This is a genomic window from Pseudoxanthomonas sp. JC1303 (assembly GCF_058448525.1).
In genome coordinates this window covers 675,394-699,373 of the sequence record NZ_CP185958.1, presented here as the reverse complement: position 1 = coordinate 699,373, position 23,980 = coordinate 675,394, and the positions used below count along the sequence as shown (strand labels likewise).

General features: G+C 69.2%; 22 protein-coding genes. 10 read left to right on the top strand and 12 right to left on the bottom strand.

Features of this window, described 5'->3' with window-relative positions; genetic code table 11:
• Window positions 1–19: 19 nt before the first annotated feature.
• The 4 genes from ACORQU_RS03190 (at window position 20) to mmsB (ending at window position 4,259) form a co-directional block, all read left to right on the top strand.
• Entirely contained in the window at window positions 20–1,201 is a 1,182-nt protein-coding gene (locus ACORQU_RS03190) for an acyl-CoA dehydrogenase family protein (protein ID WP_491643393.1), read from the top strand.
• Complete coding sequence (locus ACORQU_RS03185; RefSeq protein WP_491643391.1) at window positions 1,198–1,992, top strand: enoyl-CoA hydratase; 795 nt, start codon at window positions 1,198–1,200, stop codon at window positions 1,990–1,992. Before ACORQU_RS03190 ends, ACORQU_RS03185 begins: the two co-directional genes overlap by 4 nt.
• A complete protein-coding gene (locus ACORQU_RS03180; protein ID WP_491643389.1) occupies window positions 1,989–3,140 on the top strand; it encodes an enoyl-CoA hydratase/isomerase family protein in 1,152 nt (383 codons plus the stop codon). Before ACORQU_RS03185 ends, ACORQU_RS03180 begins: the two co-directional genes overlap by 4 nt.
• A 225-nt stretch (window positions 3,141–3,365) precedes the next feature.
• On the top strand, window positions 3,366–4,259 hold the full coding sequence (mmsB, locus tag ACORQU_RS03175) for a 3-hydroxyisobutyrate dehydrogenase (RefSeq protein WP_491643387.1): 894 nt from the start codon (window positions 3,366–3,368) through the stop codon (window positions 4,257–4,259).
• A gap of 14 nt (window positions 4,260–4,273) precedes the next feature.
• Here the strand turns inward: mmsB and ACORQU_RS03170 are convergent, their stop codons facing one another.
• The 9 genes from ACORQU_RS03170 to ACORQU_RS03130 form a co-directional block, all read right to left on the bottom strand.
• Window positions 4,274–5,296, bottom strand: a complete 1,023-nt coding sequence (locus ACORQU_RS03170; protein WP_491643385.1) for a hypothetical protein — start codon at window positions 5,294–5,296, stop codon at window positions 4,274–4,276.
• Window positions 5,296–5,901 carry a DUF4124 domain-containing protein gene (locus tag ACORQU_RS03165; RefSeq protein WP_491643383.1) on the bottom strand — a complete coding sequence of 202 codons (606 nt, stop codon included), beginning with the start codon at window positions 5,899–5,901 and terminating at the stop codon, window positions 5,296–5,298. Before ACORQU_RS03165 ends, ACORQU_RS03170 begins: the two co-directional genes overlap by 1 nt.
• Before the next feature lie 53 nt (window positions 5,902–5,954).
• Window positions 5,955–6,521: an L-threonylcarbamoyladenylate synthase type 1 TsaC gene (gene tsaC / locus ACORQU_RS03160; RefSeq protein WP_491643381.1), complete on the bottom strand. Its 567-nt coding sequence runs from the start codon at window positions 6,519–6,521 to the stop codon at window positions 5,955–5,957.
• A gap of 11 nt (window positions 6,522–6,532) precedes the next feature.
• Complete coding sequence (locus ACORQU_RS03155) at window positions 6,533–9,025, bottom strand: DNA topoisomerase I (RefSeq protein ID WP_491643379.1); 2,493 nt, start codon at window positions 9,023–9,025, stop codon at window positions 6,533–6,535.
• 173 nt (window positions 9,026–9,198) lie between these two features.
• Window positions 9,199–10,125, bottom strand: a complete 927-nt coding sequence (locus ACORQU_RS03150) for an RDD family protein (RefSeq protein ID WP_491643377.1) — start codon at window positions 10,123–10,125, stop codon at window positions 9,199–9,201.
• Window positions 10,126–10,300: 175 nt separating this feature from the next.
• Entirely contained in the window at window positions 10,301–11,020 is a 720-nt protein-coding gene (locus ACORQU_RS03145) for a GYF domain-containing protein (protein WP_491643376.1), read from the bottom strand.
• 34 nt (window positions 11,021–11,054) lie between these two features.
• Window positions 11,055–11,528: a DUF494 family protein gene (locus ACORQU_RS03140; protein ID WP_271646921.1), complete on the bottom strand. Its 474-nt coding sequence runs from the start codon at window positions 11,526–11,528 to the stop codon at window positions 11,055–11,057.
• Window positions 11,529–11,571: 43 nt separating this feature from the next.
• Complete coding sequence (dprA, locus tag ACORQU_RS03135) at window positions 11,572–12,696, bottom strand: DNA-processing protein DprA (protein WP_491643374.1); 1,125 nt, start codon at window positions 12,694–12,696, stop codon at window positions 11,572–11,574.
• Between the two features lie 72 nt (window positions 12,697–12,768).
• Entirely contained in the window at window positions 12,769–13,920 is a 1,152-nt protein-coding gene (locus ACORQU_RS03130; protein WP_491643372.1) for a LysM peptidoglycan-binding domain-containing protein, read from the bottom strand.
• 145 nt (window positions 13,921–14,065) lie between these two features.
• On the opposite strand from ACORQU_RS03130, the gene def reads away from it, so the two are divergent.
• The 5 genes from def to ACORQU_RS03105 all read left to right on the top strand — a co-directional run bounded on the left by def (window position 14,066) and on the right by ACORQU_RS03105 (window position 19,983).
• The gene (gene def / locus ACORQU_RS03125) at window positions 14,066–14,578 is read left to right on the top strand and encodes a peptide deformylase (protein WP_491643370.1); all 513 of its coding nucleotides are present in this window, start codon (window positions 14,066–14,068) and stop codon (window positions 14,576–14,578) included.
• A gap of 90 nt (window positions 14,579–14,668) precedes the next feature.
• On the top strand, window positions 14,669–15,589 hold the full coding sequence (gene fmt, locus ACORQU_RS03120) for a methionyl-tRNA formyltransferase (protein WP_491643368.1): 921 nt from the start codon (window positions 14,669–14,671) through the stop codon (window positions 15,587–15,589).
• Entirely contained in the window at window positions 15,586–16,902 is a 1,317-nt protein-coding gene (gene rsmB / locus ACORQU_RS03115; RefSeq protein WP_491643366.1) for a 16S rRNA (cytosine(967)-C(5))-methyltransferase RsmB, read from the top strand. Before fmt ends, rsmB begins: the two co-directional genes overlap by 4 nt.
• 61 nt (window positions 16,903–16,963) lie before the next feature.
• Window positions 16,964–18,688 carry an ArnT family glycosyltransferase gene (locus ACORQU_RS03110; RefSeq protein ID WP_491644939.1) on the top strand — a complete coding sequence of 575 codons (1,725 nt, stop codon included), beginning with the start codon at window positions 16,964–16,966 and terminating at the stop codon, window positions 18,686–18,688.
• Window positions 18,689–18,723: 35 nt separating this feature from the next.
• The gene (locus ACORQU_RS03105; RefSeq protein ID WP_491643364.1) at window positions 18,724–19,983 is read left to right on the top strand and encodes an O-antigen ligase family protein; all 1,260 of its coding nucleotides are present in this window, start codon (window positions 18,724–18,726) and stop codon (window positions 19,981–19,983) included.
• A 3-nt stretch (window positions 19,984–19,986) separates the two neighbouring features.
• On the opposite strand, the gene ACORQU_RS03100 is transcribed toward ACORQU_RS03105, so the two are convergent.
• Window positions 19,987–20,793, bottom strand: a complete 807-nt coding sequence (locus ACORQU_RS03100) for a glycosyltransferase family 2 protein (RefSeq protein ID WP_491643362.1) — start codon at window positions 20,791–20,793, stop codon at window positions 19,987–19,989.
• Between the two features lie 3 nt (window positions 20,794–20,796).
• Between ACORQU_RS03100 and ACORQU_RS03095 the strand changes: the two genes are divergently transcribed.
• Window positions 20,797–21,861 carry a CDP-glycerol glycerophosphotransferase family protein gene (locus ACORQU_RS03095; protein ID WP_491643361.1) on the top strand — a complete coding sequence of 355 codons (1,065 nt, stop codon included), beginning with the start codon at window positions 20,797–20,799 and terminating at the stop codon, window positions 21,859–21,861.
• Window positions 21,862–21,892: 31 nt separating this feature from the next.
• On the opposite strand, the gene ACORQU_RS03090 is transcribed toward ACORQU_RS03095, so the two are convergent.
• Complete coding sequence (locus ACORQU_RS03090) at window positions 21,893–23,404, bottom strand: PH domain-containing protein (protein ID WP_491643359.1); 1,512 nt, start codon at window positions 23,402–23,404, stop codon at window positions 21,893–21,895.
• Complete coding sequence (locus tag ACORQU_RS03085) at window positions 23,401–23,922, bottom strand: PH domain-containing protein (RefSeq protein ID WP_491643358.1); 522 nt, start codon at window positions 23,920–23,922, stop codon at window positions 23,401–23,403. The genes ACORQU_RS03090 and ACORQU_RS03085 overlap by 4 nt, the downstream gene beginning before the upstream one ends.
• Window positions 23,923–23,980 lie beyond the last annotated feature (58 nt).

Here is a 23,980-nt window from a genome sequence, read left to right as displayed (position 1 = left end):
GCCGCCGGAGCGCCATGCCATGAATGCAGTGATGAAACTCCCGGTCGACGCGGCCGAACTGACCGAAGAGCAGCAGGCCTTCCGCGAGGCCGCGCGCGACTTCGCCGACAAGGAATTCGCCCCGCACGCCGCGCGCTGGGATGCCGAATGCATCTTCCCGCGCGAGGCCATCGCCAAGGCCGGCGAACTGGGCTTCTGCGGGCTGTACTCGCCAGAGGACGTCGGCGGCCTGGGCCTGTCGCGGCTGGATGCGGCGGTGGTGTTCGAGGAACTGGCCAGCGTCGATCCCTCGACCGCGGCCTTCATCACCATCCACAACATGGCCACTTGGCTGATCGCCAGCCACGCCACGCCGGCCGTGCGCGAGGCCTGGTGCCCGGGACTGGTCACCGGCGAGAAGCTGGCCTCGTACTGCCTCACCGAACCCGGCGCGGGTTCGGATGCGGCTTCGCTCAAGACCCGCGCCGTGCGCGATGGCGATGACTACGTGCTCGACGGCGCCAAGGCCTTCATTTCCGGCGCCGGCGCCACCGATGTGCTGGTGGTGATGGCGCGCACCGGCGAGCCCGGCGCGCGCGGCATCAGCGCCTTCGTCGTGCCGGCCGATGCCAAGGGCATCACCTACGGCCGCAAGGAAGAGAAGATGGGCTGGAACAGCCAGCCCACGCGCGGGATCAGCTTCGAAGGCGTGCGCATCCCGGCGGCCAATCTGCTGGGCACGGAAGGCGACGGCTTTCGCATGGCGATGAAGGCGCTGGACGGCGGCCGCATCAACATCGGCGCGTGCTCCCTGGGCGCCGCACAGGGCGCGCTGGATGCGGCGCGACGCTACCTGGGCGAGCGCAGCCAGTTCGGCAAGAAGCTCGGCGAGTTCCAGGCGCTGCAGTTCAAGCTGGCCGACATGGCGACCGAACTGGTGGCCGCACGGCAGATGGTGCACACCGCCGCGCGCAAGCTCGATGCCGGCGCCGCAGACGCCACGGTCTGGTGCGCGATGGCCAAGCGCTTCGCCACCGATGCGGGGTTCACGGTCTGCAACGACGCCCTGCAGCTGCATGGCGGCTACGGCTATATCCGCGAGTACCCGGTCGAGCGCCTGCTGCGCGACTGCCGCGTGCACCAGATCCTGGAGGGCACCAACGAGATCATGCGGGTGATCATCTCGCGGCACCTGCTCAGCAGCGACGAGGCGCTGCGATGAGCTGGCGCACCGCATCGCACACCGGTCTGAAGGCCGAGGCCGACGGCCACGTCGCCATCGTCACCTTGTCCAATCCGCCGGCCAACACCTGGACCGTGCACAGCCTGGCCGCGCTGCGTGACCTGGTCGCCGCCCTCAACGCCGATCGCGGGATCTACGCGCTGGTCGTCACCGGCGAGGGCGAGAAATTCTTCTCGGCCGGGGCGGACCTCAAGCAGTTCGCCAATGGCGACAAGGCCCATGCACGCGAAGCGGCGCGCCGCTTCGGCGAGGCCTTCGAGGCGCTGTCTGCCTTCCGCGGCGTGTCCATCGCCGCGATCAACGGCTACGCCATGGGCGGCGGTCTGGAATGCGCGCTGGCCTGTGATCTGCGCATCGCCGAGGACCATGCACAACTGGCCCTGCCCGAAGCGGCCGTCGGCCTGCTGCCGTGTGCGGGAGGCACACAGGCGCTGCCGCGGCTGGTCGGGGAGGGTTGGGCCAAGCGCATGATCCTGCTGGGTGAGCGCGTCGATGCGGCCACCGCGCTGCGTATCGGGCTGGTCGAGGACGTGGTGCCGAAGAGAGAGGGCCTGGCGCGCGCGCTCGCATGGGCGCATCGGGCGGGCAAACAAAGCCCGACCAGCGTGGCCGCGTGCAAGACGCTGGTGCAGGCCACGCGCAGCGGTAGCTTCGCCGCAGCATTGGTGGCCGAGCGCGAGGCCTTCGTCGACCTGTTCGATACCGCCGACCAGGTCGAAGGCGTGTCCGCCTTTCTGGAAAAGCGCGCGCCGCAGTGGAGCAACGCATGAACATGGCGCAGACCCCGCTCGAAGTCCCAGTGCTGTTCGAAGAACGCAGCGGCGTGGACGGCAAGCGCATCGGCATCGCCACGCTCAACGTCCCCAAGACGCTCAACGGCCTGTCGCTGGAGATGACCCGCCTGCTGGACGCGCGGCTGCGCGCCTGGGCCGACGATGCGGCCATCGCCTGCGTGGTGTTGCAGGGCGCGGGCGGCAAGGCGTTCTGCGCCGGTGGTGACCTGCATGGGCTGTATCGCAGCATGCGTGCGTATCGCGACAGCGGCAGCGACGACATCACCGCCAACACGTACGCGAGTGCGTTCTTCGAGGAGGAGTACCGCCTCGACTATTTCATCCATACCTATCCCAAGCCGCTGCTGTGTTGGGGCCATGGCATCGTCATGGGCGGCGGCATCGGCCTGATGTCCGGCGCCAGCCATCGCGTGGTCACCGAGCGCTCCAAGCTGGCGATGCCGGAGATCACCGTGGGTCTGTTCCCCGATGTCGGCGGGAGCTGGCTGCTGTCGCGCGTGCCGCGCGGCGCGGGACTGTTCCTGGCGCTCACCGGCGCACCGCTCAATGCCAGCGATGCCATCTATGCGGGCCTGGCCGATGTCTGTCTCGAGAGCAGCCAGCATGACGCGCTACTGGAAGCGCTGGCGGCCCTGCCTTGGCGTGGTGAGGCGCAGGCCGATCGCGACGCGCTGTCCGCCCTGCTCAAGGGCATGGCGATGAAGACCGCGGGCGGTCCGCTGCAGACGCACGCGACCCTGATCGAAGGCCTTGTCGCGGGGCCGACGCTGGAGGCCGTCGTCGAGGCGATCAACGCCGCGCAGAGTGACGATGATCCGTGGCTGCAGACCGCGCAGGCCACGCTGGCCGCTGGCGCGCCGGGGTCGACCCGGTTGGCGTGGGAACTGCAGCGCCGCGCGGCCTCGCTGTCGCTGGCCGACACCTTTCGCCTGGAATGCATCGTCGCGTTGCATGTGGCCGCGCATGGCGACTTCGTCGAAGGCATCCGCGCGCTGCTGATCGATAAGGATCGCAAGCCGCGTTGGACGCCGGCGACGCTGGCGCATGCCGATGCGCGCTGGGTGGAGGCCTTTTTCGTCTCGCCGTGGCCGGCCGATGCCCATCCGCTCGCCGACCTGGCTTGAACAGTCGGCGCGCCTTGGTTACGCGGCAGGAGCTGTCGCAGGGAATCCACCGTAGAGCCGAGCTTGCTCGGCTGATGCTCTCCCGGTGAAGCCCGAGCCGAGCGAGCTCGGCTCTACACAGGCCGGGAAAGCTCCAGCCGAGCGAGCTCGGCTCTACGACAAACTCCGGCCGAGCGAGCTCGGCGCTAGAACAATCAATCGCGACTGCCCTGGGAGGGCCGAACCATGAGTCACATCGCCTTTATCGGTCTGGGCAACATGGGCGGGCCGATGGCCGCCAACCTGGTCAAGGCCGGCCACGCGCTGCGCGTGTTCGACCTGGTGCCCGCTGCGCTGGAAGCCGCCGTGGCCGCCGGTGCGCATGCCGGGACCTCAGCCATCGACACCCTGGAAGGCGCCGAGGTGGTGATCTCGATGCTCCCTGCCAGCCGTCACGTCGAGGGCCTGTACCTGGGCGAGGACGGGATCCTCGACAAGATCCCCGCCGGCGCGCTGGTGATCGACTGCAGCACGATCGCGCCGGCCACCGCACGCACGGTGGGCCAGGCCGCCGCCGCGCGTGGGCTGGCGATGCTCGATGCCCCGGTCTCCGGCGGGACCGCCGGGGCGCAGGCCGGCACGCTGACCTTCATCGTCGGCGGCGAGGCCGATGCGCTGGCGCGCGCCCGGGACGTGCTGCAGGCCATGGGCAAGAACATCTTCCACGTCGGTGCCAGTGGCGCCGGCCAGGTCGCCAAGCTGTGCAACAACATGGCCCTGGGCGTGATCATGGCGGTCACCGGCGAGGCCATCGGCCTGGGCGTGGCCCATGGGCTGGACCCGAAGGTGCTCTCGCAGATGATGGCGGTCAGCACCGGGCGCAGTTGGGCCACCGAGGTGTGCAACCCCTGGCCGGGCGTGCTGGAGAATGCCCCGGCTTCGCGCGGCTACAGCGGCGGCTTCGGCAACGACCTGATGCTCAAGGACCTGGGCTTGGCCGTGGAGGCGGCGATGGGCGTGGGCGCGACCATCCCGCTGGGCGAGCTGGCGCGCAACCTCTATGCGATGAACAAGCAGGCCGGGCGCGGCGGGCTGGACTTCTCCAGCGTGGTGCAGTTGGTCAGCGACAGGGCCGTCTGACGCGCCGCGCGCGCCTAGGGCTTGCAGGTTTCCTGCACGATGCGGCGGACCCGATCGTAGTCGGCCTTGCGGCTGGCCTGGTCCTGTGGCCGGGCATAGCGCCAGGCGACCTCGGCCTCGCCCAGGCGCTTTTTCCAGGCCGGACACAGTGCCTGGTCGGTCACCCGCGCGCACACGTCGTGGATGACCTCGCACGCCTTGCCGGAACCGGCGAACGCGTTGCCATCCAGGCCCACTGTCTTGAGCGGCGCGCAGCGTGACTGCGGTTCGGCCTGCTCGGTGAGATAAGTCCCGCGGTCGTAGGTGGTGCACTTGAACAGAATCGGCGGGGGGAGCGCATCGGTTGCCGGCGCGCCGTCGTCATCGTTGCCGCTGCTGGAAGGACCACGCCCGGCAAGGGCGTCGGCCGCCGCATCGTCCTTGTGCAGGCTGGGATCCTCGATCAGGGTCATGCCGTTGATGGTCTGGATGGTCTGCACCGGCGCATCGTCCGCGGCGGGCACGGCGGCGGAGGGCGACGCATCGGCCGGCGGCGGCACAGGACGGGCGCTGGCGGACGGGGGCGCGGGGCGGCCGGGCGAGGGCAGGGGCATGGCCGCCACGCCCTGGACGGCGCGTTTGTCGCTCTTGCTGCCGGCCGGGCAGGGGCTGTTCTGCACGGTCGTGGCGCCCTGGGGATCGGTGCAGCGGTAGATCACGGTCGCCGGCCCGCTAGGCGCAGGCGGCGCGGCGGGCGTGGGATCGTCCGCGCTCAGGTGCAAGGGCGGTGGCGGCGTGCTGGGCACGGGTGCGGGATCTTTTGCCGGCGTGGCCTGCCTGGGTGCGGGCGCACTCAGCGCCGGAGGCAGGGGCTGGGTCGCGACATCCTTCACCTCGCGCTTGTCCTGCCGGCTGCCGTCCGGACACGGCGTGTTCTGGATGGTCAGCTCGCCCTTTGCGTCGGTGCACTTGTAGATCGTCGTCTGTGCAAACGCGCCACCGGCGCACGACAGGCTGGCCAGCAGCAGGGTGGCCGTGGCCCAGGGCTTGAACAGCATCAGTCAGCTCCGCAATCGTTGTCCAGGCGTGCGTCCAGCCCGCGTTGTTCCTTGTCCAGGGCGTGGCGCTCGCTCTGCAATGCACTGTGGTACGCGCGCTGGATCTCGTAGCGACGGTCGCGCAGGCGCGCGCAGACCTCGGCCTGCGGCAGCTGATGGCAGCTGTCGTGGATCCAGGTATTGCCGATCGGCACCAGGCCGCCGCGTGAGTGCCGGTCGCGATAGCCCAGCGACCACAGCGGCACCAGGCGCGGATTGCCGTCGCCGTTGTCGCTGGTGTAGGTCTTGCCTTCTTCGGTGGTGCATTCGTACATCGGGCGCGGCGGCGTGCGATAGACCACCACCTCGCGAGGCGGCGGCGGGGCAGGCGCCGCCGACGTCGGTGCCGGCGCGGTGGCGCCAGGTGGCGGCGCAGGCGGATCGGTGGGGCGCGTCATCTCGATCACCTCCTGACGCTGCCCCGGCTTGCAGGGCGTGTCGCGCAGCGCCACCGCGCCGTCGGCGCCCTGGCAGCGATAGACCTTGACCTGATCGGCGAGGGCAGGCGCTGACGACAGCGCGCAAGCCAGGGCGAACGACAGGGGCAGGAGGAGGTGTTGCTTCATGCGCGCATCTTGCGCGCCGACGGGCAGAGGCGAAAGGGTCACCGTGCCGGGATTCAGGCCCGCAGCACGTGCCCGCTGACCGCGTCACGGATGACACTGGGTCGGGTCAGGCCACCGGTCGCCCCAGGCAGGACGCCATCCAGGCGCGGCAACAGCTCGGGGTCCAGGTCTTCGAACGTCGTCACCGATGGGCGTCCGCTCAGGTTGGCGCTGGTGGAGACCAGGGGCCCGCCGAACGCGTCGCACAGCGCGATGACCAAGGGATGGTTGGTGACGCGGACGGCGATGCCGGCGTGGGCGCCGGTCACCCACGCCGGGGCCTGGGCCGAGGCCGGCACGATCCAGGTATTGGGGCCCGGCCAGCTCGCCATGACCTCGGCGATGCGCGGCTGGGGCAGCGCGCTCCAGTCCAGGACCGGGGCCAGTTGGGCAGCTTCGCCAGCAATCAGGATCAGGCCCTTGTCGACCGGTCGCGCCTTGATCGCCAGCAGCTTGTCGACCGCCGCCTGCGACATCGGGTCGCAGCCCAGGCCCCAGACGCCCTCGGTCGGATAGGCCAGCACGCCGCCGTGGTGCAGCAGCGTGACGGCATCCTGGAGCGACAGGGTCGGGGCGCTCACCGCATGGCCTCTTAGAACGGCGCCGGGCCTTGGGCGGCGTCCTTCTTGGAGGCCGTCTTTTTGGCTGCGGTCTTCTTGGCGGCCGCCTTTTTCACCGTCTTCTTGGCGGCTTTCTTGGTCGCCTTCTTCGCCGCCGGCTTCTTCTCGGCCGAATCGGCCTTGGCGGTCGTCTTCTTGGCCGCAGTCTTCTTCGCGCCGAAACCCTTGCGCACCGGCTTGCCGGTCTCTTCCAGCAGCTTGACCACTTCGTCCAGGGTCAGCGAGGCCGGCTCGCGGTCCTTGGGGATCTTGCCGTTGAGCTTGCCGTCGGAGATGTACGGGCCGAAGCGGCCGTTGAGCACCTGGATGTCGCTGCCGTCGAACTCCTTGATGATCCGGTTGCGCGCGATCTCTTCCTTCTCTTCAATCAGGAACACCGCGCGGGCCAGGTCGATCGTGTAGGGGTCGTCTTCCTTCTTCAGCGAGGCATAGGTGCTGCCGCGCTTGGCGAACGGGCCGAAGCGGCCGATGCCCACGCTGACCGCCTCGCCCTTGTCCTCGCCCAACGCGCGCGGCATCAGGAACAGCTCCAGCGCCTGCTCCAGGGTGATGGTGTGCATCGACTGGCCCGGACGCAGCGAGGCGAACTTGGGCTTCTCCTCGGCGTCCTCGGCGGTGCTGCCGATGGCCGCGTACGGCCCGAAGCGGCCCAGGCGCACGCTGACCGGCTTGCCAGTCTTGGGATCGGTGCCCAGCTCGCGGGCGCCGGTGGCTTCGGAGCGGTCGACCGACTCCTTCTTTTCTTCCACCAGCTTGTTGAACGGGCCCCAGAACTTCTCCATCAGCGGGATCCAGTCCTCCTCGCCGCGGGACACCGCGTCCAGGTCGTCCTCCAGCTTGGCGGTGAAGTCGTAGTCCACGTACTGGGTGAAGTGCCCGGACAGGAACTTGCTGACCGCACGCCCCACGTCGGACGGGCGGAAGCTGCGGCCTTCCATCTCCACGTACTTGCGGAAGATCAGGGTCTGGATGATCGAAGCGTAGGTGGAGGGACGGCCGATGCCGTATTCCTCCAGCGCCTTGACCAGCGCCGCTTCGGTGAAGCGCGGCGGCGGCTGGGTGAAGTGCTGCTCGGCGTTGATCCGGTCCAGTGCGATGCGGTCGCCCGGCGCCATCTTGGGCAGCTTGCGGCCTTCGTCCTCGTCCTCGGCGCTCTTGGTGTCCTTGCCTTCCTCGTACACGGCCAAAAAGCCCGGGACCACCACGGTGGTGCCGCTGGCGCGGAAGGCGTGATCGGCGCCGGCGGCCAGCTCGACACTGACGGTGTTGAGCGTGGCCGGAATCATCTGGCAGGCCACCGCGCGCTTCCAGATCAGTTCGTACAGGCGGCGCTCGTCATCGGACAGGAACTTGCTCACCTGCGCCGGCGTGCGCAGGGCCGAGGTGGGACGCACGGCTTCGTGCGCTTCCTGGGCGTTCTTGGACTTGGTCTGGTAGGTGTTGGGCTTGTCCGGCAGCGAGGCGGTGCCGTAGTCGCGGGCGATGACGTCGCGGATCTCGTCCAGCGCGTCCTGCGACAGGTTCACCGAGTCGGTACGCATATAGCTGATCAGGCCGACCGTGCCCTCGTCGCCGATGGCCACGCCTTCGTACAGCTTCTGCGCGACCTGCATGGTCTTGCGCGTGGTGAAGCCGAGCTTGCGCGAGGCTTCCTGCTGCAGGGTGGAGGTGGTGAACGGCGGGGCCGGGCGGCGCTTGCGTTCCTTGCTGGCGACGTCGGTGACGTGCAGCGCGCCCTGCGCGGCCTGCTGGATGCGCAGGCGCGCGGCCTCGGCGGTGTCGCCATCGGTGACGGTGAACTGCTCGAACTTCTGCCCGTCCAGCTTCACCAGCTTGGCGCTGAAGTGCTGCGCCGGATGCGCGCACTCGGCGGCGATGGACCAGTATTCGCGGGCAATGAAGGCTTCGATCTCCTCCTCGCGCTCGACGATCATGCGCAGGGCCGGGCTCTGCACGCGGCCGGCGGACAGGCCGCGCTGGACCTTGCGCCACAGCACCGGCGAGAGATTGAAGCCCACCAGGTAATCCAGCGCGCGGCGCGCCTGCTGCGCATCGACCAGGTCGCCGGCAATGCTGCGCGGCTTGGTCATGGCCTCCTTGATCGCGCGCGGCGTGATCTCGGTGAACACCACCCGGTGCATGGGCTTGTCACCGACCAGGTTGCGCTCTTTCAGGATCTCGGCGATGTGCCAGCTGATCGCCTCGCCCTCGCGGTCCGGGTCGGTGGCCAGGAAGATGTCGTCGGCGGACTTGGCGGCCTTGGCGATGGCGTCGACGTGTTTCTCGTTCTTCTCGATCAGGTCGTAGCGCATGGCGAACCCGTTGTCCGGGTCGACGGCGCCTTCCTTGGGGACCAGATCACGCACGTGCCCGTACGAGGCCAGGACGGTGAAGTCCTTGCCGAGGTATTTGTTGATCGTCTTGGCCTTGGCCGGGGACTCGACGATGAGCAGGTGCTTGGGCATCAGTTGGGGTTCGATTCAGTACGGGCCGCGCGGGGCGGCGAGTGTGCGCCAGATTGGAGAGAGGAAGAAGGCGACGCCCGGTCCTTGCGGCCCCGGGCGTTCAGCTTCGTTCTATTTATAGTGGAATCACGGCCGTGGTCCGCCTGTCAAGCCGGCCGGTGGCCCGGGATGCGTCAGTGGTTGCTCATGGCGCCCGCGATTCCGGCGAAGACGATGATGGCCGCGTAGCCCAGGACGGCCAGCGCGGCCAGGACCAGCATGGCGATGGTCACCCCGCCCAGTTCGCGGCGCTGACGCTCCGGATGCGCGGTAAAGGCCCAGCGGTCCACCACCAGGGTGTCGCACATCATGTCGTGGACGCCCTGCTTGCGCTCGGTGACCCCGGCCATGACCGCCGAGGCGATCAGGGTGATGTTGCAGGTCACCGCGCCCAGCATGAACAGCGCGGCGAAGCGGCCCAGGCTGCGCAGGATGGACAGACGCTCGCCGTTGGCTCGGACCACCTTGATCCCCACGGCCATCTTGCCCAGCGTGGCCTGGCTGCCGGAGGCGTGCATCAGGGTGTAGTAGGCGCCCTGCACGGCGAACGGCACCAGGTAGAACAGCAGCACGAAGGTCACGCCCATCGCCCCGCCCAGCGGCGAGCGGCCCCGCTCCAGGTCGGAGAACAGGCTGCCGCCCACGCCCATGATCAGCACGACGACGAACAGCACGACCAGCATCGCCGCGCCGATGATCAGGCCATCGAGCGTCGAGGCGGCCAGGCGCTTGAGGAAGCCGGCATACACAATCTCTCCCCCGGCGACGGGGGCGGCTTGCATGCTGAGCGTGGACGCCGGCGCCGCGTACGGGGAGGCCTCGGCGGCGGGAGCGGAGCTCCAGGCGTCGGGTAGTGGGCGCTGGCTCGCCTGCGGTGCCGTGTCGGCCAGCAGGCCCAGTTCGCCGGCCAGTTCGCTTAGCGGCCGCCAGTGGGCGAGGCCGTCGCGCCAGACCAGCGCATCCAGGCCCACGTGGCCATCGCGGAAGGCCTGGGTCAGCTCGGGCGCGCTCATGGGCCCGTGACGCTGGCGGTCACGGTCTGCGTAGTACCAGTTGGACATCGTTTCCCCGTGGTTCTCGGAATTTCCCCGGGCGCGACCTTAACCGACCGGCGCCGGCAGGCCTAGACCAAGCCGGGGTCTAGGTGGAATCGGTACACCCGCGCGTGCTGGCGTCGTGGGCCGAATGCGGCGTGGGGCGTGTACGCGCCAGGCCCATGTCCGCGGGGCACGCGGGCTATGGGGAACCGGCAGCCGCCGATCCGCTGGAACGGCATTGGCGGGGCAGCACCTTGTCGGGCAGCTCCGAGCTGCACGTCCAGGTCTCGCCTGCGCGTTCCAGCCAGATCCGCTTGCCATCCAGTTTTTTCTGCTCGGGCCGATGCAGGACCAGCTCCATCCCGCAGGCGCCCGTCTCGAAGCGGCCGATGGTGATGCTGGACAGGGACGCGCCGGCGTAGTCGGTGGCTGCGCGCAGGGGCGGCTGGCCGTTCTCGGGGCACTGCCCGCCGGGCGTGTGCGCGATGGCGGTCTGAACCTGGGCCTGGACCGGGGCGGCTTCGAGCAGCGCCTGGGCCACCGCGGCACGGGTCACATAGTCCTGATAGGCGGGGATGGCGATAGCGGCCAGGATCGCCAGGACAGGCACCGCGCAGGCAACGGCGATGATCGCCGCGATCGCGCAGCCGGACAGGCCGCGACGTGCCTTGCTTGGTGCGACCGGGGCGGGGGCGCCAGGAAGCGGCGGTGGTGCCGGTGGCCGAGCCGGGCCAAGCCCGAGTTCCGGCCGCACCGTGCCCAGGGTCTGCCATTGGGCCAGACCCTCGCGCCAGAGCAGGGTGTCATCGTTGACGGCGCCCATCTGCAGCAGGCGGGCGAGTTCTTGTGCGGACACCGGACCTTCAGGTCGCGCGTCACGCTGGTAGTGCCACTGCGCCAAGGTGTTCCCCTCTTGCATCCCTGCGCCGCCGGGCCGGCCCGGCGGCGGATCGTCAGTGCACCGGCTCCGGTTCGTCGGCGAACATCTGCGTTTCCATCCAGGCGTAGGCCGCCTCAGAGCCTGGCTGGTTGAACAGCACCATCAGGACCACCCATTTCAGGTCGTCCAGGTCCAGCTCGTCCTGATCAAGGGCCATGGCCCGATCCAGCACCAGCTCGCGCTGGTCGCTGTCCAGGATGCCGTGCTGCTCGAGGAACATCAGGAAGCCACGGCCTTCCACGTCGAGCTTTTCAAGCTCGGGGCCGTAGAACACCCGGGTCGGCCCGTCGACACGGGGCTCGGTGCTGGCCGGCCGCTGTTCGGCCAGCGCATCGAGCCAGTCGAAGGCCTTGTTGATCTCGGTGGGGCTGAAACCGGCCTGGATCAGGCCGTTCTGAAGGGAGTCGCGGTCGCGGACCGGGTCGGCGTCTTCGGTGAAATAGTGTTCAAACAGATACAGCAGGACGTCCAGGATGCTCTCTTTCATTGCCCTCGGCCTGTGCTTCCAAAGCACTGTGGAGGTGGGAAAACTACGATCTGCGTGAGTAGCGCCCGTGTTCGACCGCTACCTGCCCATCCAGTTCCATGACCAGCAGCATGGAGGACAGTGTGGCGGCCGTCAATCCAGTTCGCTCGACCAGCGCATCCATACCGGTAGGGTCGTGGCCCAGTGCGTTCCACAAGCTCTGGTAGTCAGGGTCCTGTGGTGCCCTGGGCTGAACGGCCCCCTCGCGGGGGCCGTGTGCCACCGGCATTTGGCTCTCATGCAAGCCTTGGGCCAGCTGTCCGAGCAGGGGCGCCAGGGCGGCGATCACCTCTTCGGGATCCTCGACCAGCAGGGCGCCGTCACGGATGAGGCGGTGACAGCCGCGGGCCATGGGGTTGTCGATCGAGCCGGGCAGGGCGAAGACCTCGCGTCCGGCCTCGGCCGCAAGCCGGGCGGTAATCAAGGCGCCGGAGCGTTCGGCCGCCTCGATCACCAGGGTGCCCAGCGCTAGCCCCGCCAGCACGCGGTTGCGACTGGGGAAGTGCGGCGCTCGGGCCTGGGTGCCCGGCGGGAATTCACTGGCGACCGCGCCGGCCTCGACCAGGCGCTTGCGCAGAGGGGCATGCCGGGCCGGATAGGCCAGGTCCGTGCCGGTCCCGACGATGGCCACGGTCCTGCCATTGGCGGCCAGCGCCGCCTGATGCGCAGCCGCATCCACCCCTGCGGCCATGCCGCTCATGACGGTGAAGCCCGCCGCGGCCAGCGCCTGGGCGAAACGGCGCGCGTGGTCGGCGCCGCCAGCGGTGGGCTGACGGCTGCCGACCACGGCCACCCCGGGGTGGCACAGCAGGCTGGCATCGCCTTCGACGAACAGCGCCAGCGGGGGCGAGGCGATCTGTCGCAGCAGCGACGGATAATCGCCGTGGCGCCAATGCAGCAGCGTGTGCCCGGGCGCTTCCAGCCAGTGGGCGCATCGCGCCAACGCGGCCTCGTTCGGAGTCTTGAGGCGTTCGCATCGCCGTTCGTCCAGGCCAGCCGCGCGCCAGGCGCCGACGCCTTCGGCCAGGGCGGCGGCGGCGCTGGGGTGCGTGTCCAGGAGTCGCCGTCTCGGGGCGGTCGCGCCACCGGCCAGGATCAGGCGCAGCAGGGCGTGAAGTTCCTCGTCCATGGCGCCAGCGTGGCGTCCAGACGAGGACGGCGCCCTCAGGCGCCGTCCTCGATCCGCGTAGGAAAACTCCGCTCAGTCCAGGCTGGCGGTCGCGGTGGTCGGCTGGCCGGCGTCCGGATCACGCAGGAAGTAGCCCACGCGCGACGGCGCCGAGCCTTCCATGATCAGGCCGTAGCTGACCTTGTCGAAGGTGCGGAAGATCATCACGTGCGCGGCGTACTGGTCGGGCAATTTGTTGCGGCCCTGGCCGGATTGCTTGGTCTCGGCGATGCGCGAGGTGTTGCCCTTGAAGGGGTCCAGCTTGTAGCTGCCCGGGCGCCACACCGACAGCACGGTGCCGTTGTCCAGGCCCTCGCGGGCGCCGCCGGAGAGGGCGACCACGTCGTGTGCACCACCGTAGGACATCGTATCGGCCACGGACATGATGCGCACCTTGCCGTCTTCCAGCGCGGTCTTGGGCGGATGCGGGAAGAATTGCAGGTCATAAGGCTGGGCCTGGACCGGCAGGATCCGGTCACCGGCGCGGACTTCCCGGCCGTTGCCTTCCAGCTTGATCGTGGCGGTCTCGCCGTCAGCGTCCACCGCCGTGACGGTGCCCACGCTCATCTGCTCCAGTTCGTAACCAAGGAAGTCGCTGTGCTCGTTGGGAACCTCGACCTGCTTCCACAGGCTGCCTTCGCCCTTGATGTAGTCGCCCTGCCTGTCCAGGTCGTAGCTGGGCTTGGGTTCGTCGTAGAGCTTGGTCGGGCGCACCACCGCATAGCGCTGGCCCACCTGGGCCGCGTCCAGGCCGACCACGTAGACGTCCTGGTCGCCGAACGCACGCAGGCGGTCGTCCTGCAGGCCGGCCACGTAGGGCAGGTCCTCAAAATCGTCGACCACGCGCATGTTGCGCAGGAACGGCTCGATATCCGACAGGGGCAGGCCGTTGATCGGTGCGTCCTGGCGCGGGCCGGGCTGCACGCTCGCCACCCGGTCCAGGTAGGCCAGCGAGATCACATCGCCCGGATAGATCAGGTGCGGGTTGGCGATCTGCGGGTTGGCCTGCCAGATCTCCGGCCACAGCCAGGGCTTCTTGAGGAAGCGCGCGGAGATGTCCCACAGGGTGTCGCCCTTCTTCACCACATAGGTGTCAGGGTGGTCGCCGACCATTTCCTGCGCGGTCGCGTAGGCGGCAAGGGTCAGGAACGCGACAGCCGCAGCTGTACGAAAGTGTTTGAACATGGCGGTATGTACCTGATTCCCCAACAGGCGGTCGGCACTATAGTCCAGAAATTACAGGCCGGCGCAAGCGCTGCGTCGGCAGGCGCTGCGCTAGAATGACCGATGACTTGCCAGATCCACGCTGGCGCCCCATGTAGGTCCCACCATGGCACAGCTCCCCATCCTTGAATTTCCCGACCCCCGCCTGCGCACGCGCGCGGTGCCGGTCGCGCCCGAAGAGGTCGGTACCCCGGCTTTCCAGACGTTGCTCGACGACATGTTCGAGACCATGTACGACGCGCCGGGCATCGGCCTGGCCGCCAGCCAGGTGGATGTCCACAAGCGCTTCATGGTGATCGACGTCAGTGAAGAGAAGGGCGACCCGCGGGTGTTCATCAACCCCGAAATCGTCGACAAGGCCGGCGAACAGGTCTATCAGGAAGGCTGCCTGTCCGTCCCGGGCATCTTCGCCGATGTCACCCGCGCCGATGAGATCACCGTCCGCTTCCTGGATCGCACCGGGACCGCGCAGGAGTTGCACGTCGACGGTCTGCTGGCGGTGTGCATCCAGCACGAGATGGACCACTTGGACGGCAAGCTCTTCGTGGATTACCTCTCCCCGCTCAAGCGCGAGATGGTCAAGAAGAAGCTGGCCAAGGCGCGCCGCAACGCCGCTTGAGGTGAGCCTGCCGGGCGTTCCCGCGGGAGCCCGGCTCCACGCTCCGCGTAGGCGGGGCGCTTTTGTATTTCAGGATCAGGGCCGTCACCCATGAAAATCGTCTTCGCCGGCACGCCGGACTTCGCCGTGCCGTCGCTGCGTGCGGCCGCCCGCCACAATGAAGTGATCGCGGTCTACACCCAGCCTGATCGCCCCGCCGGGCGCGGTCGCGGGCTGGCGGCCTCGCCGGTCAAGCTGGAGGCGGTCAAGCGCGGCATCCCGGTGCTGCAGCCAGAGACCCTGAAGCATCCAGACAGCCAGGCGGCACTGCGGCAGATGGCCCCGGACATCATGATCGTGGTCGCTTACGGGTTGATCCTGCCCCGTGCGGTGCTGGAGATTCCCCGCTTCGGCTGCTGGAACGTGCATGCCTCGCTGCTGCCGCGTTGGCGCGGCGCCGCGCCGATCCAGCGCGCGATCGAGGCCGGCGATGCCGAAAGCGGCGTGTGTCTGATGCAGATGGAGGCCGGACTGGACACCGGGCCGGTGCTCCTGCGCCAGGCCACGCCGATCGCCGACACCGACACCGGTGGCCAGCTGCATGATCGACTGGCCGAGTTGGGCGCACAGGTGCTGTCCGACGGCCTGGGCCTGCTGCGCGCCGGCATGCGACCGGTGCCGACCCCGCAGCCGGCAGGCGGGGTGACCTACGCCCACAAGCTGGACAAGGCCGAGGCGCGGCTGGACTGGCAGCAGCCGGCCGAGGTGCTGGCGCGCAAGGTCCGAGCCTTCGTGCCCTGGCCGATCGCCGAAGGCGTCGTGGCCGGTGAGCGCCTGCGCATCCATGGCGCCGTGGCGCTGGAGCTGCGTCATCAGGCCGCCCCGGGGACCTTGCTGATGGCGTCCAGGCAGGGCCTGGACATCGCCTGCGGGCAGGGCGCGCTGCGCCTGCGGACCGTCCAGCGCGAGGGCGGCAAGGCCATTACTGCCGCCGATTATCTCAACGCACGACGCGACCTGATCAGCGCATGAGCACCCAGGCCGGCGTCGTGGTGCGGGTGATGGCGGCCCGCGTGCTGGATGCCGTCCTGCACCGCGGCCGCTCGCTCAAGGCGGAGCTGGCGACATCGCTGCCCCGGTTGGAGGACACCCGCGATCGCGCCCTGCTGGAGGCGATCTGCTTCGCCGCGCTGCGCGGGCGGGCAGGGTACGACGCGGCACTGGCCGCCTGGATGCCACGTCCGCTGCAGGCGCGCGACAACGAACTGCGCGCGTTGCTGCTGGCGGGCATGGCGCAGTTGGATTCCCTGGGCCTGCCGGCCCATGCCGCCCTGTCGGCCACGGTCGAGGCGGCACGGACCCTGGGCCGCCCGCACCAGGCGGGGATGGTCAACGCGCTGCTGCGCAGAACCCAGCGCGAGGGCGTCCCGCAGGTTGATGCCTCGGCCGCCTGGCCACGCTGGCTGGCGCAGCAGGTGCGGGCCGACTGGCCGGGTCACGCGGACGGGATCTTCGCGGCCAGCGCACAGGCCGCGCCGCTGTGGCTGCGCGCCAACCGGCGCCTGGCGGACCGGGATGCCAGGCGCGCCACGCTCGCCGAGGCGGGGTTCGAGACCGAGATCTTTGAGACTCTGCCCGATGCGCTACGCCTGCCCGGGTCGGTGGCCGTGGCGGGCCTGCCCGGCTTCGCCGACGGCGCACTGTCGGTTCAGGACGGCTCGGCGCAGCAGGTGGCGGATCTGTTCACCCTGGAGGACCAGGCCCGGGTCCTGGATGCCTGCGCCGCGCCCGGTGGCAAGGCCGCGCACCTGCTGGAGCGCCAGCCGGGGCTGCGGCTGACCGCACTGGACGTCGATGCCCGGCGCCTGCGCCGCGTGGCCCAGACGCTCGAACGCGTCGGGGTGCTGGCGGACCTGAAGGCGGCGGACGCCAGCGTGCCGGACGCGTGGTGGGACGGAGTGCCCTTCGATGCGGTGCTGCTGGACGCGCCGTGTTCGGCCACCGGTATCGTGCGTCGCCAGCCCGACGTGCTGCTGCATCGCCGGGACACCGATATCGTCGCGCTCACCGCGCTGCAGGCCCGGCTGCTCGAGGCGGCCTGGCAGGTGCTGGCCCCGGGCGGGACGCTGGTCTACGCCACCTGTTCGCTATTGGCCGCCGAGAACGCCGACCAGGTCGATGCCTTCTTGCAGCGGCATCCCGAGGCCGTGGTGGACGATCCGGGCGCGGCGTTCGGCCATGCCTGTGGCCAGCAGGCCGCCTTCCGCCAGCGTCTGACCGGCGAAGCGGGAATGGATGGCTTTTTCTACGCTCGCCTGCGCAAGGCCAGCGCGCCACCTGCTTGAAGCCATCAGGCGCCAACGCCCTTCCGACAGCCCCCGTTTATCATTCCGCGACATGCGTCAGATGACCTTCGCCAAGACCCGTTCCCTCGACACCTGGCTGCTCTTCATCACCGCCCTGCTGGTCATCGGCGCCGGCATCGGCCTACGCGATCCGTGGCCGGCCGACGAGCCGCGTTTTGCGCTGGTTGCCAAGCAGATGGTGGAAAGCGGCAACTGGCTGTTCCCGCATCGCGGCGTGGAGCTGTATCCGGACAAGCCGCCGATGCTGATGTGGCTGGAAGGGCTGTTCTTCCTGATCACGGGCAACTGGCGGGTTGCGTTCCTGATGCCCTCACTGATCGCCACGATGGGCGCGATCTGGTGCGTGAAGGACCTGGGCCAGCGGCTGTGGACCCGCAAGGTCGGCCTCTATGCGGGCTGGGCGCTGCTGTTCGCCTTCCAGTTCACCTACCAGGCCAAGCGCGCGCAGATCGATGCGCTGGTGCTGGGCATGATCACCCTGGCCAACTACGGCCTGCTGCGGCACCTGCTGAAGGGCCCGGACTGGAAGATGTGGGTGCTGGGCTGGTTCTTCGCCGGTCTGGGCACGATCACCAAGGGCGTGGGTTTCCTGGCGCTGCTCAGCATCGTCCCGGCGGCGGTGGCCTCGGTTCGCGGCTGGCCGAGCGTCAAGGTGGGCGCGGGCGACCGCCGCTTCTGGCTGGGGCCGCTGGCGTTCTTGGTCGCCGTTTCGGTCTGGCTGGTGCCCATGGTCTCCACGGTGCTGTTGTCCGGTGATCCCGAGCACCGCGCCTATCTCAACGACATCCTGTTCCGCCAGACCGCCAAGCGTTACGCCAATTCCTGGGACCACCCGCAGCCGGCGTGGTACTTCCTGGAAGTCATGTTCATGTGGGCGCCGACGATCCTGGCGCTGCCGTGGGCGATCCGGCCATGGGCGCGGCGCCTGCGCCTGCGGCACGATCCGCGCTACCTGGTGCCCATTGCGTGGTGGCTGATCGTGCTGGTGTTTTTCTCCATTCCGCATGGCAAGCGCGACGTCTACATCATGCCCGCCCTGCCCATGGTCTGTCTGGCGCTAGCGCCCTTGCTGCCGGGCTTGCTGCGCAAGCCGGGTCCACAATGGCTGGCCCGTGGATTCGCCCTGGTGCTGGCCCTGGCCACGCTGGGCATGGGCATTGCCATGCTGACCGGCGACCCCTCCTTCGAGCGCAAGCTGCATACCGATCGCGGCATGAGCGAGGTGGTCACCGCGACCCTGGCCTACGTGCTGGTGGCTATGGGTACCTGGGGCATGGGCAGCGTGCTGCTGTTCCGGCGTCGACCGGTGGTGGGGTTGTTGTCCACCCTGGGCGCGATCTGGGTGCTGTATGGCATCGCCCTGGCACCCTTGGTCAACGACTCCAGTTCGGCGCGGGGCGTGATGATGGCCACCGCCCGCCGGATCGGTCCGGATGCCGAACTCGGCCTGGTGGCCTGGAAGGAGCAGAACCTGCTCATGACCCAGTCCAGGACGACCAATTTCGGCTTCCGGATGCCGTGGAAGGAGCAGTTGCGGCTCGGCCTGGCCTGGCAGGCGGAGAAACCGACCACGCGCTGGCTGCTGATCCAGGACGTGTCTCTCCCGGCCTGTGTCGACCGTGCCTTGGCTGACGATATCGGCGACTCCAATCGTCGGGGTTGGTGGCTGGTGCCGATGACGGCGCGGGCACACTGCCCGGCTTCGCCTGAGATACCCTTCGACGATGCCGCGCGCGCTGCGCGGATCGAAGCGGGCGATGAGTGAGCCCGCGTTCGGGCTTGATCGCGTAGAACGAGGCGATGCGGGCACATCCTGACCGAGCGTTGTGGTTCGACCAGCCATTTCCCGATGGCTTGCGCCTGCGCGCCGCGCGCGGGCTATACGCGCTTGCCTTGGTCCTGATGCCCGCCTGTCTGATTGCCACGCCCTGGGGCCTGACGCCTGCAGCCTGCTGCACCCTGGCGGCGGTCTTGCTGGCGCCAGACCGGCTGTGGGCCGCGCGCCGCGCCGCCGGCTGGCCGGTGCTGGGCATGCTCTTGGTGGCGCTTTGCGTCGTTGGCGTCGTGAGCTTTTCCGTCCTGGTGCATCAAGACAGCTGGAGCGAAGCCGGCACTCGGGGACGGGTGCTGGTGATCCCCTTGGCCAGTCTGCTGGTCCTGGGCCTATCGCCCCCGCGCGCGGCGCTCTGGAGCGGCGCGGTGATCGGACTGATCGGCGCCTGTGTCGTCGCGTTGGTCCAGACCTTACACGGCCTGGACCGGGCCGATGGCTGGAACAACGCGATCACCTTCGGCGACATGGCGGTGCTGCTGCTGGTGCTGGTCGTGTTCCTGCGTCCTTCGGGGCGGTTTGTCTTGACCGTGGTGGCGACCGCCGCAGGCCTGGTGGCGATCGGACTGAGCGGAACGCGCGGGGCCTGGCCGGCTGCGGCCCTGGTGGTGGCCATCGCCTTGTTTGCCCGCGGCAGCAGCGGCGGAGCGCACCGGCTCGAGGCCTGGGTGCTGGCCGTGCTGGCGCTGGCCGCGGTGGCTGCGGTGTCACCCCAGGTGCAGCAGCGTGTCGATGCACTCCAGATCGACATGCTGCGCTATGCGTCCGGTGATTCGGATACCTCCGCCGGAGCGCGTCTGCAATTGATGGGCCTGGCTGGCGAGGAGCTCGAAGCCGATCCCTGGGTGGGCGTGGGCGTGGGCCGTTTCGAGCGGGTGCTGGCCGCCGCACCGGCCTGCCAGGTCGCCGTGCCGGATGCCTGGTGCCAACTGGGGCATGCGCACAGCGATTTCCCCGAGTGGGGCGCGACGATGGGCATTCCGGGTCTGGTGGCACTGGCCTTGTTGTACGGGGTGCCGGCGTGGTTGTTCCTCCGGCGCCTGAACGTCAGGCCGTTTCCGCGGCGATCGCGCAGTGCGGCACTGGCGGGGCTGGTGGTGGTGGTCAGCTTCGTGCTGTGCGGGCTGAGCCAGTCGATGTGGGCGCACCAACTCAGCGGCGGAACCTATCTGACCCTGGTGGGGATCCTGCTGGGCTTCAGCCTGCGCGAGGACCCGCGCAAGGCCTGAGACTCAGTCGCGCGGCGGATCGTTGACTGGTTGCCCGTGCTGGAGCAGCCACAACATGATCGCCTTCTGGCGCACGTAGTTGGCGCGCACGTAGGCATAGACCAGCCCGCGCCAGCCATCCAGGAATCCCACTCGGAACACGTACCCGCGCCAGAAGCGCCACGCGGGCGACACCACCAGCTTGCCCCAGGACGCCCGCTTGCCGCGCGCGAACTCGTGCTCGGCCATCATCTGCGCATAGCGCTGGGTCTTGATCAGTTGCTGGGCGAGCGAGCGGTAGGGGTAATGGATCAGGTCGCCGGTCAGGAGCCGCACCGGCCCATCCACACTGGCGGCCTCGTGGATCTCGCGCTTGCCCCGCCAGCCGCCCTGGCGACGGTCGAACAGGCGCAGCACGCGGTCCGGATACGCGTTGCCATGGCGCAGGAAGCGGCCGAAGTAGTCCGAGAGCCGATTGAAGCGGTAGCCCGCCGCGCCCGCGAACCCGGCTTCGCGCGCCGCCAGGATCGCCGCCCGCAATGGGGTGTCCACGCGTTCGTCCGCGTCCAGGCACAGCACCCAGTCGTAGGTGGCCTGCTGCACGGCGAAGTCCTTCTGGCTGCGGTAGCCATCGAAGTCGCGCCGCAGGACACGCGCGCCACGTGCTTGCGCGATCTGCGCGGTCGCATCGGTAGACCCCGAATCCACCACCACGCATTCATCGCAGAACGCCAGCGAGTCCAGGCAGGCGCCGATGCGGTCGGCTTCGTTGAACGTGATAATGCAGGCCGAGATGCGCGGCCGTTCGCCGTGTGCGGATGTGGAGGACATGGCTTGAGCGACTACCTGCTGTTTGCGACCGAACGGTACGCGCTGCCTATTCTCGCGCCTCTGGCCCAGGCCCTGCACGCCTCCGGCCAGCAGGTCAGTGCGTGGTTCGAGGGCAATGCGCGCGGACTGGAAGGCCAGGTCGCCCCCTTCGTGCGCAAGGTCGGCCTGAAACAGGCCGTGGCCCTGCGCCCGCGCGCGGTGTTCAGCGCGGCCAACTGGGTGCCGACGTTCCTGTCCGGGGCCAAGGTGCAGCTGTTCCACGGCTTCAACGTGGAGAAGCGCGCCGACACGCGCGGGCACTTCCGCGTGCGTGGGTTGTTCGACCTGTATTGCACCCAGGGCCCGGCCACGACCGTGCCGTTTCGCGCACTGGCCGAGCGCGAGGGCCACTTCGCCGTGGCCCAGACCGGCTGGCCCAAGCTCGATCCGCTGTTCCGCGACGACGGTGGGGCCAGCGCCGCGTTGCGCGCGCGGGCCGGTGGCCGGCCGGTGATCCTGTTCGGCTCCACCTTCACCGAGCGCCTGAGCGCCGCGCCGCTGTTGATCGATCAGATCGCCGCCGACATCGCGCGCGGTGAACACTATTGGCTGCTGACCCTGCACCCCAAATGTCCGCCGGCGCTGTTCTACCGCTATCGCGCGCTGGCCGGCCCGAACGCGGCCTTCATCGAGCCCGAACAGGTCATGGCCGCCCAGCGCGCCGCCGATGTCCTGGTCTCCGATACCTCCTCGATCGTTTCGGAGTTCATCGTCCAGCACAAACCGGTGGTGACCCTGCGCAACCGGGCGCCCAAACCGCACATGCTGGATTTCGACGACCCGGCACAGTTGCCGGCCCAGCTCGAAAGCGCGCTGCACCCTTCGGCCACGCTGATGGACGCCATCGTGCGCTACGCCGATGCGATCCATCCTGACCGCGATGGTCATGCCTCCGAGCGGGTGATCACCGCGACCGAGGACTTCATCGACGGCGAGTTGGGCACGCTCCGGTCCAAGCCGTTCGGCGCCCGCCTGCGTGCCCTGCAGATCCGTCGGGAGCTGCGCTACTGGGGACGCGGCGCGCGCTAGCAGGCGTCATTGCGCCCAGCGCCTGGCGGGTTCACCAGCGCAGGCGCCGGCGGGCCAGTGTGGCGACGAGCTGCGCGTGCAGCGCGCGGGCCTGGTCGACCGGGAGATAGCGCAACCGCAGGCGTGGACTCTCCCCGGAGGCACCTGCGGTATCCAGCAGCAGCGAGGCCGTCCCGCAGCACCGGTCCAGCGGCGAACGCGCAAGCTTGAGCGCCTGGAGTTTGTCGAGCTCGGCCAGACGCCACCAGCGCGTCCACCACCCGCCGCGCACCGCGACCAGATCGGCGTCCACGCTCCAGCCCATCCGCCGCATCTGTCGGTAGGCCTTGAAGGCCGACCATGGCAGCCAGGCCAGGAGCAGCAGGCTCCATCCCTCCGTCATCATCCACAGCGCCGCCACGCCGCAGGCCAGCCAGAATGCCGGCCACAGGCACAGCCGCCACCATTGTCCCGCCGGGACTGGATGCCACTGCGCGGGTGGCCACTGCGCATGGGGCAGCACATGGCGCACCAGCTCGTCGCAGCGCTCCGGCGTGGCCAGGGGTACCAGTTCGCGGATGGCGCGGCCCTGTTCGCCCTGGGCGCCGGCCACGGCCGTGTCGATGCCCAGGCTGCGGCGCTTGAAGCAGCGATGCAGCACGCTTTCATGCAGCGTCCAGGACTGGATGCGCCGGCGCGCGGCGCTGCTGCGAATGCGTGCCAGCAGGCCGCGTTCCACCGTCAGTCGACGCTCCGATTCGCTCAGGCGAAAGCCGTGGTACTGCACGACCGCCAAGGCAATGGAGAGCAGCCGCAGGCCGACCAGCGCCCACGCCAGCAGGCTGATCACCGTGATCAGCCCGGACATCCAGCCCATGTGCAGGTGGCTGGCGAAGCCGAAGACCTGGCCGCCATAGTCCTCGACGGCGTCGGCCACCAGCTTTTGCGGCAGGGTCTGGTAGAGCGCGCCAAACGTGGCCGCCATGACGATCATGCCGCGGTTGGAAATCAGCCCGAGGCGGACGATCTCGCTGGCGGGCAGGGCCAGCAGCGTGGTCGAGGCCTCCGGCGGCGCATCAACTACAGGCGCCTGGCCGCGGTGGCGGACCAACTGTTCCAGCGCCAAGGCCTGATCCATGCGCAGCACCCGCATCTGCGCCTCGGGCTTGGTCCCACCGGCCGATTCCAGGCGCAGTTCGGCCACGCCGAACAGGCGATGCAGCAGTGACTGATGCACCACCACGTTATGGATGCGCGCGAAGGGGATCTCGCGGCGGTTGCGGTGGAACAGGCCGCTACGGATGCTCAGGCCGTCGCTGCCGATGGCGTAGCGATAGGTCAGATAGCGCAGCAGGGCGCTGCCGACCAAGATCGCCATGACCACCAGCCAGGCGATGTTGTCGTAATGATCGCGTTCGCCATCGCGACCGCCGAACACCAGCAGCACGACTAGCGGCACCAGGAACTGACGCAGCTGTTGCAACAGCACGAACAGCCACGACCAGGGGTGCAGGCGCTGGTCCGGCGCTTTGGTCTCCGGCCGGCTGGGGACGACTCCGCTCACAGCGCGTCGTCGTCCTGGTCCAGCTGATGGGCCAGGCGATCACGCAGGCGTTCGGCATCGTCGTGGTCCAGCCCGGAGAGTGAGACCGCGCTCAGTCGGGTCCCGGCGGTATGCACGACCAGGGTCGCCAGGCGCGCGGCGCGTTCCAGCGGGCCGCGGCGCACGTCCAGATGCTGCACGCGCGAAATTGGCACGTGGGTCTCGCTCTGCCACAGGTGCCCGCGGCTCACCGCGAACCCCTGCGCGTTCAGGCGCCAGCGGATCGTGCGGTGCCGGCGCCAGGCGACCCAGGCCACTCCCAACGCTACCAGCACCGCCGCCAGTCCCAGCCAGCGCCAGGGCAGCGGTACCGGTGCGGACAGGCGCGCCACGCCCAGCGCGACTGCGGCAGCCGTCAGCGTGCCAAGCAATGCGCCGGTCGCGGCCAGCTTGGCCCCGCGCGCAGGCAGTGGCTGCCAGCTGTCAGGCAGGGCTGGGGGAGAAGTCGGGGCCGGGTTCGGATCGGAAACGTCGTACAAGCAGGAGGCGCCTGGAAGGAAAGAAGTCGCCGTCAGGCGGTGTCATCAGCTGGACGGC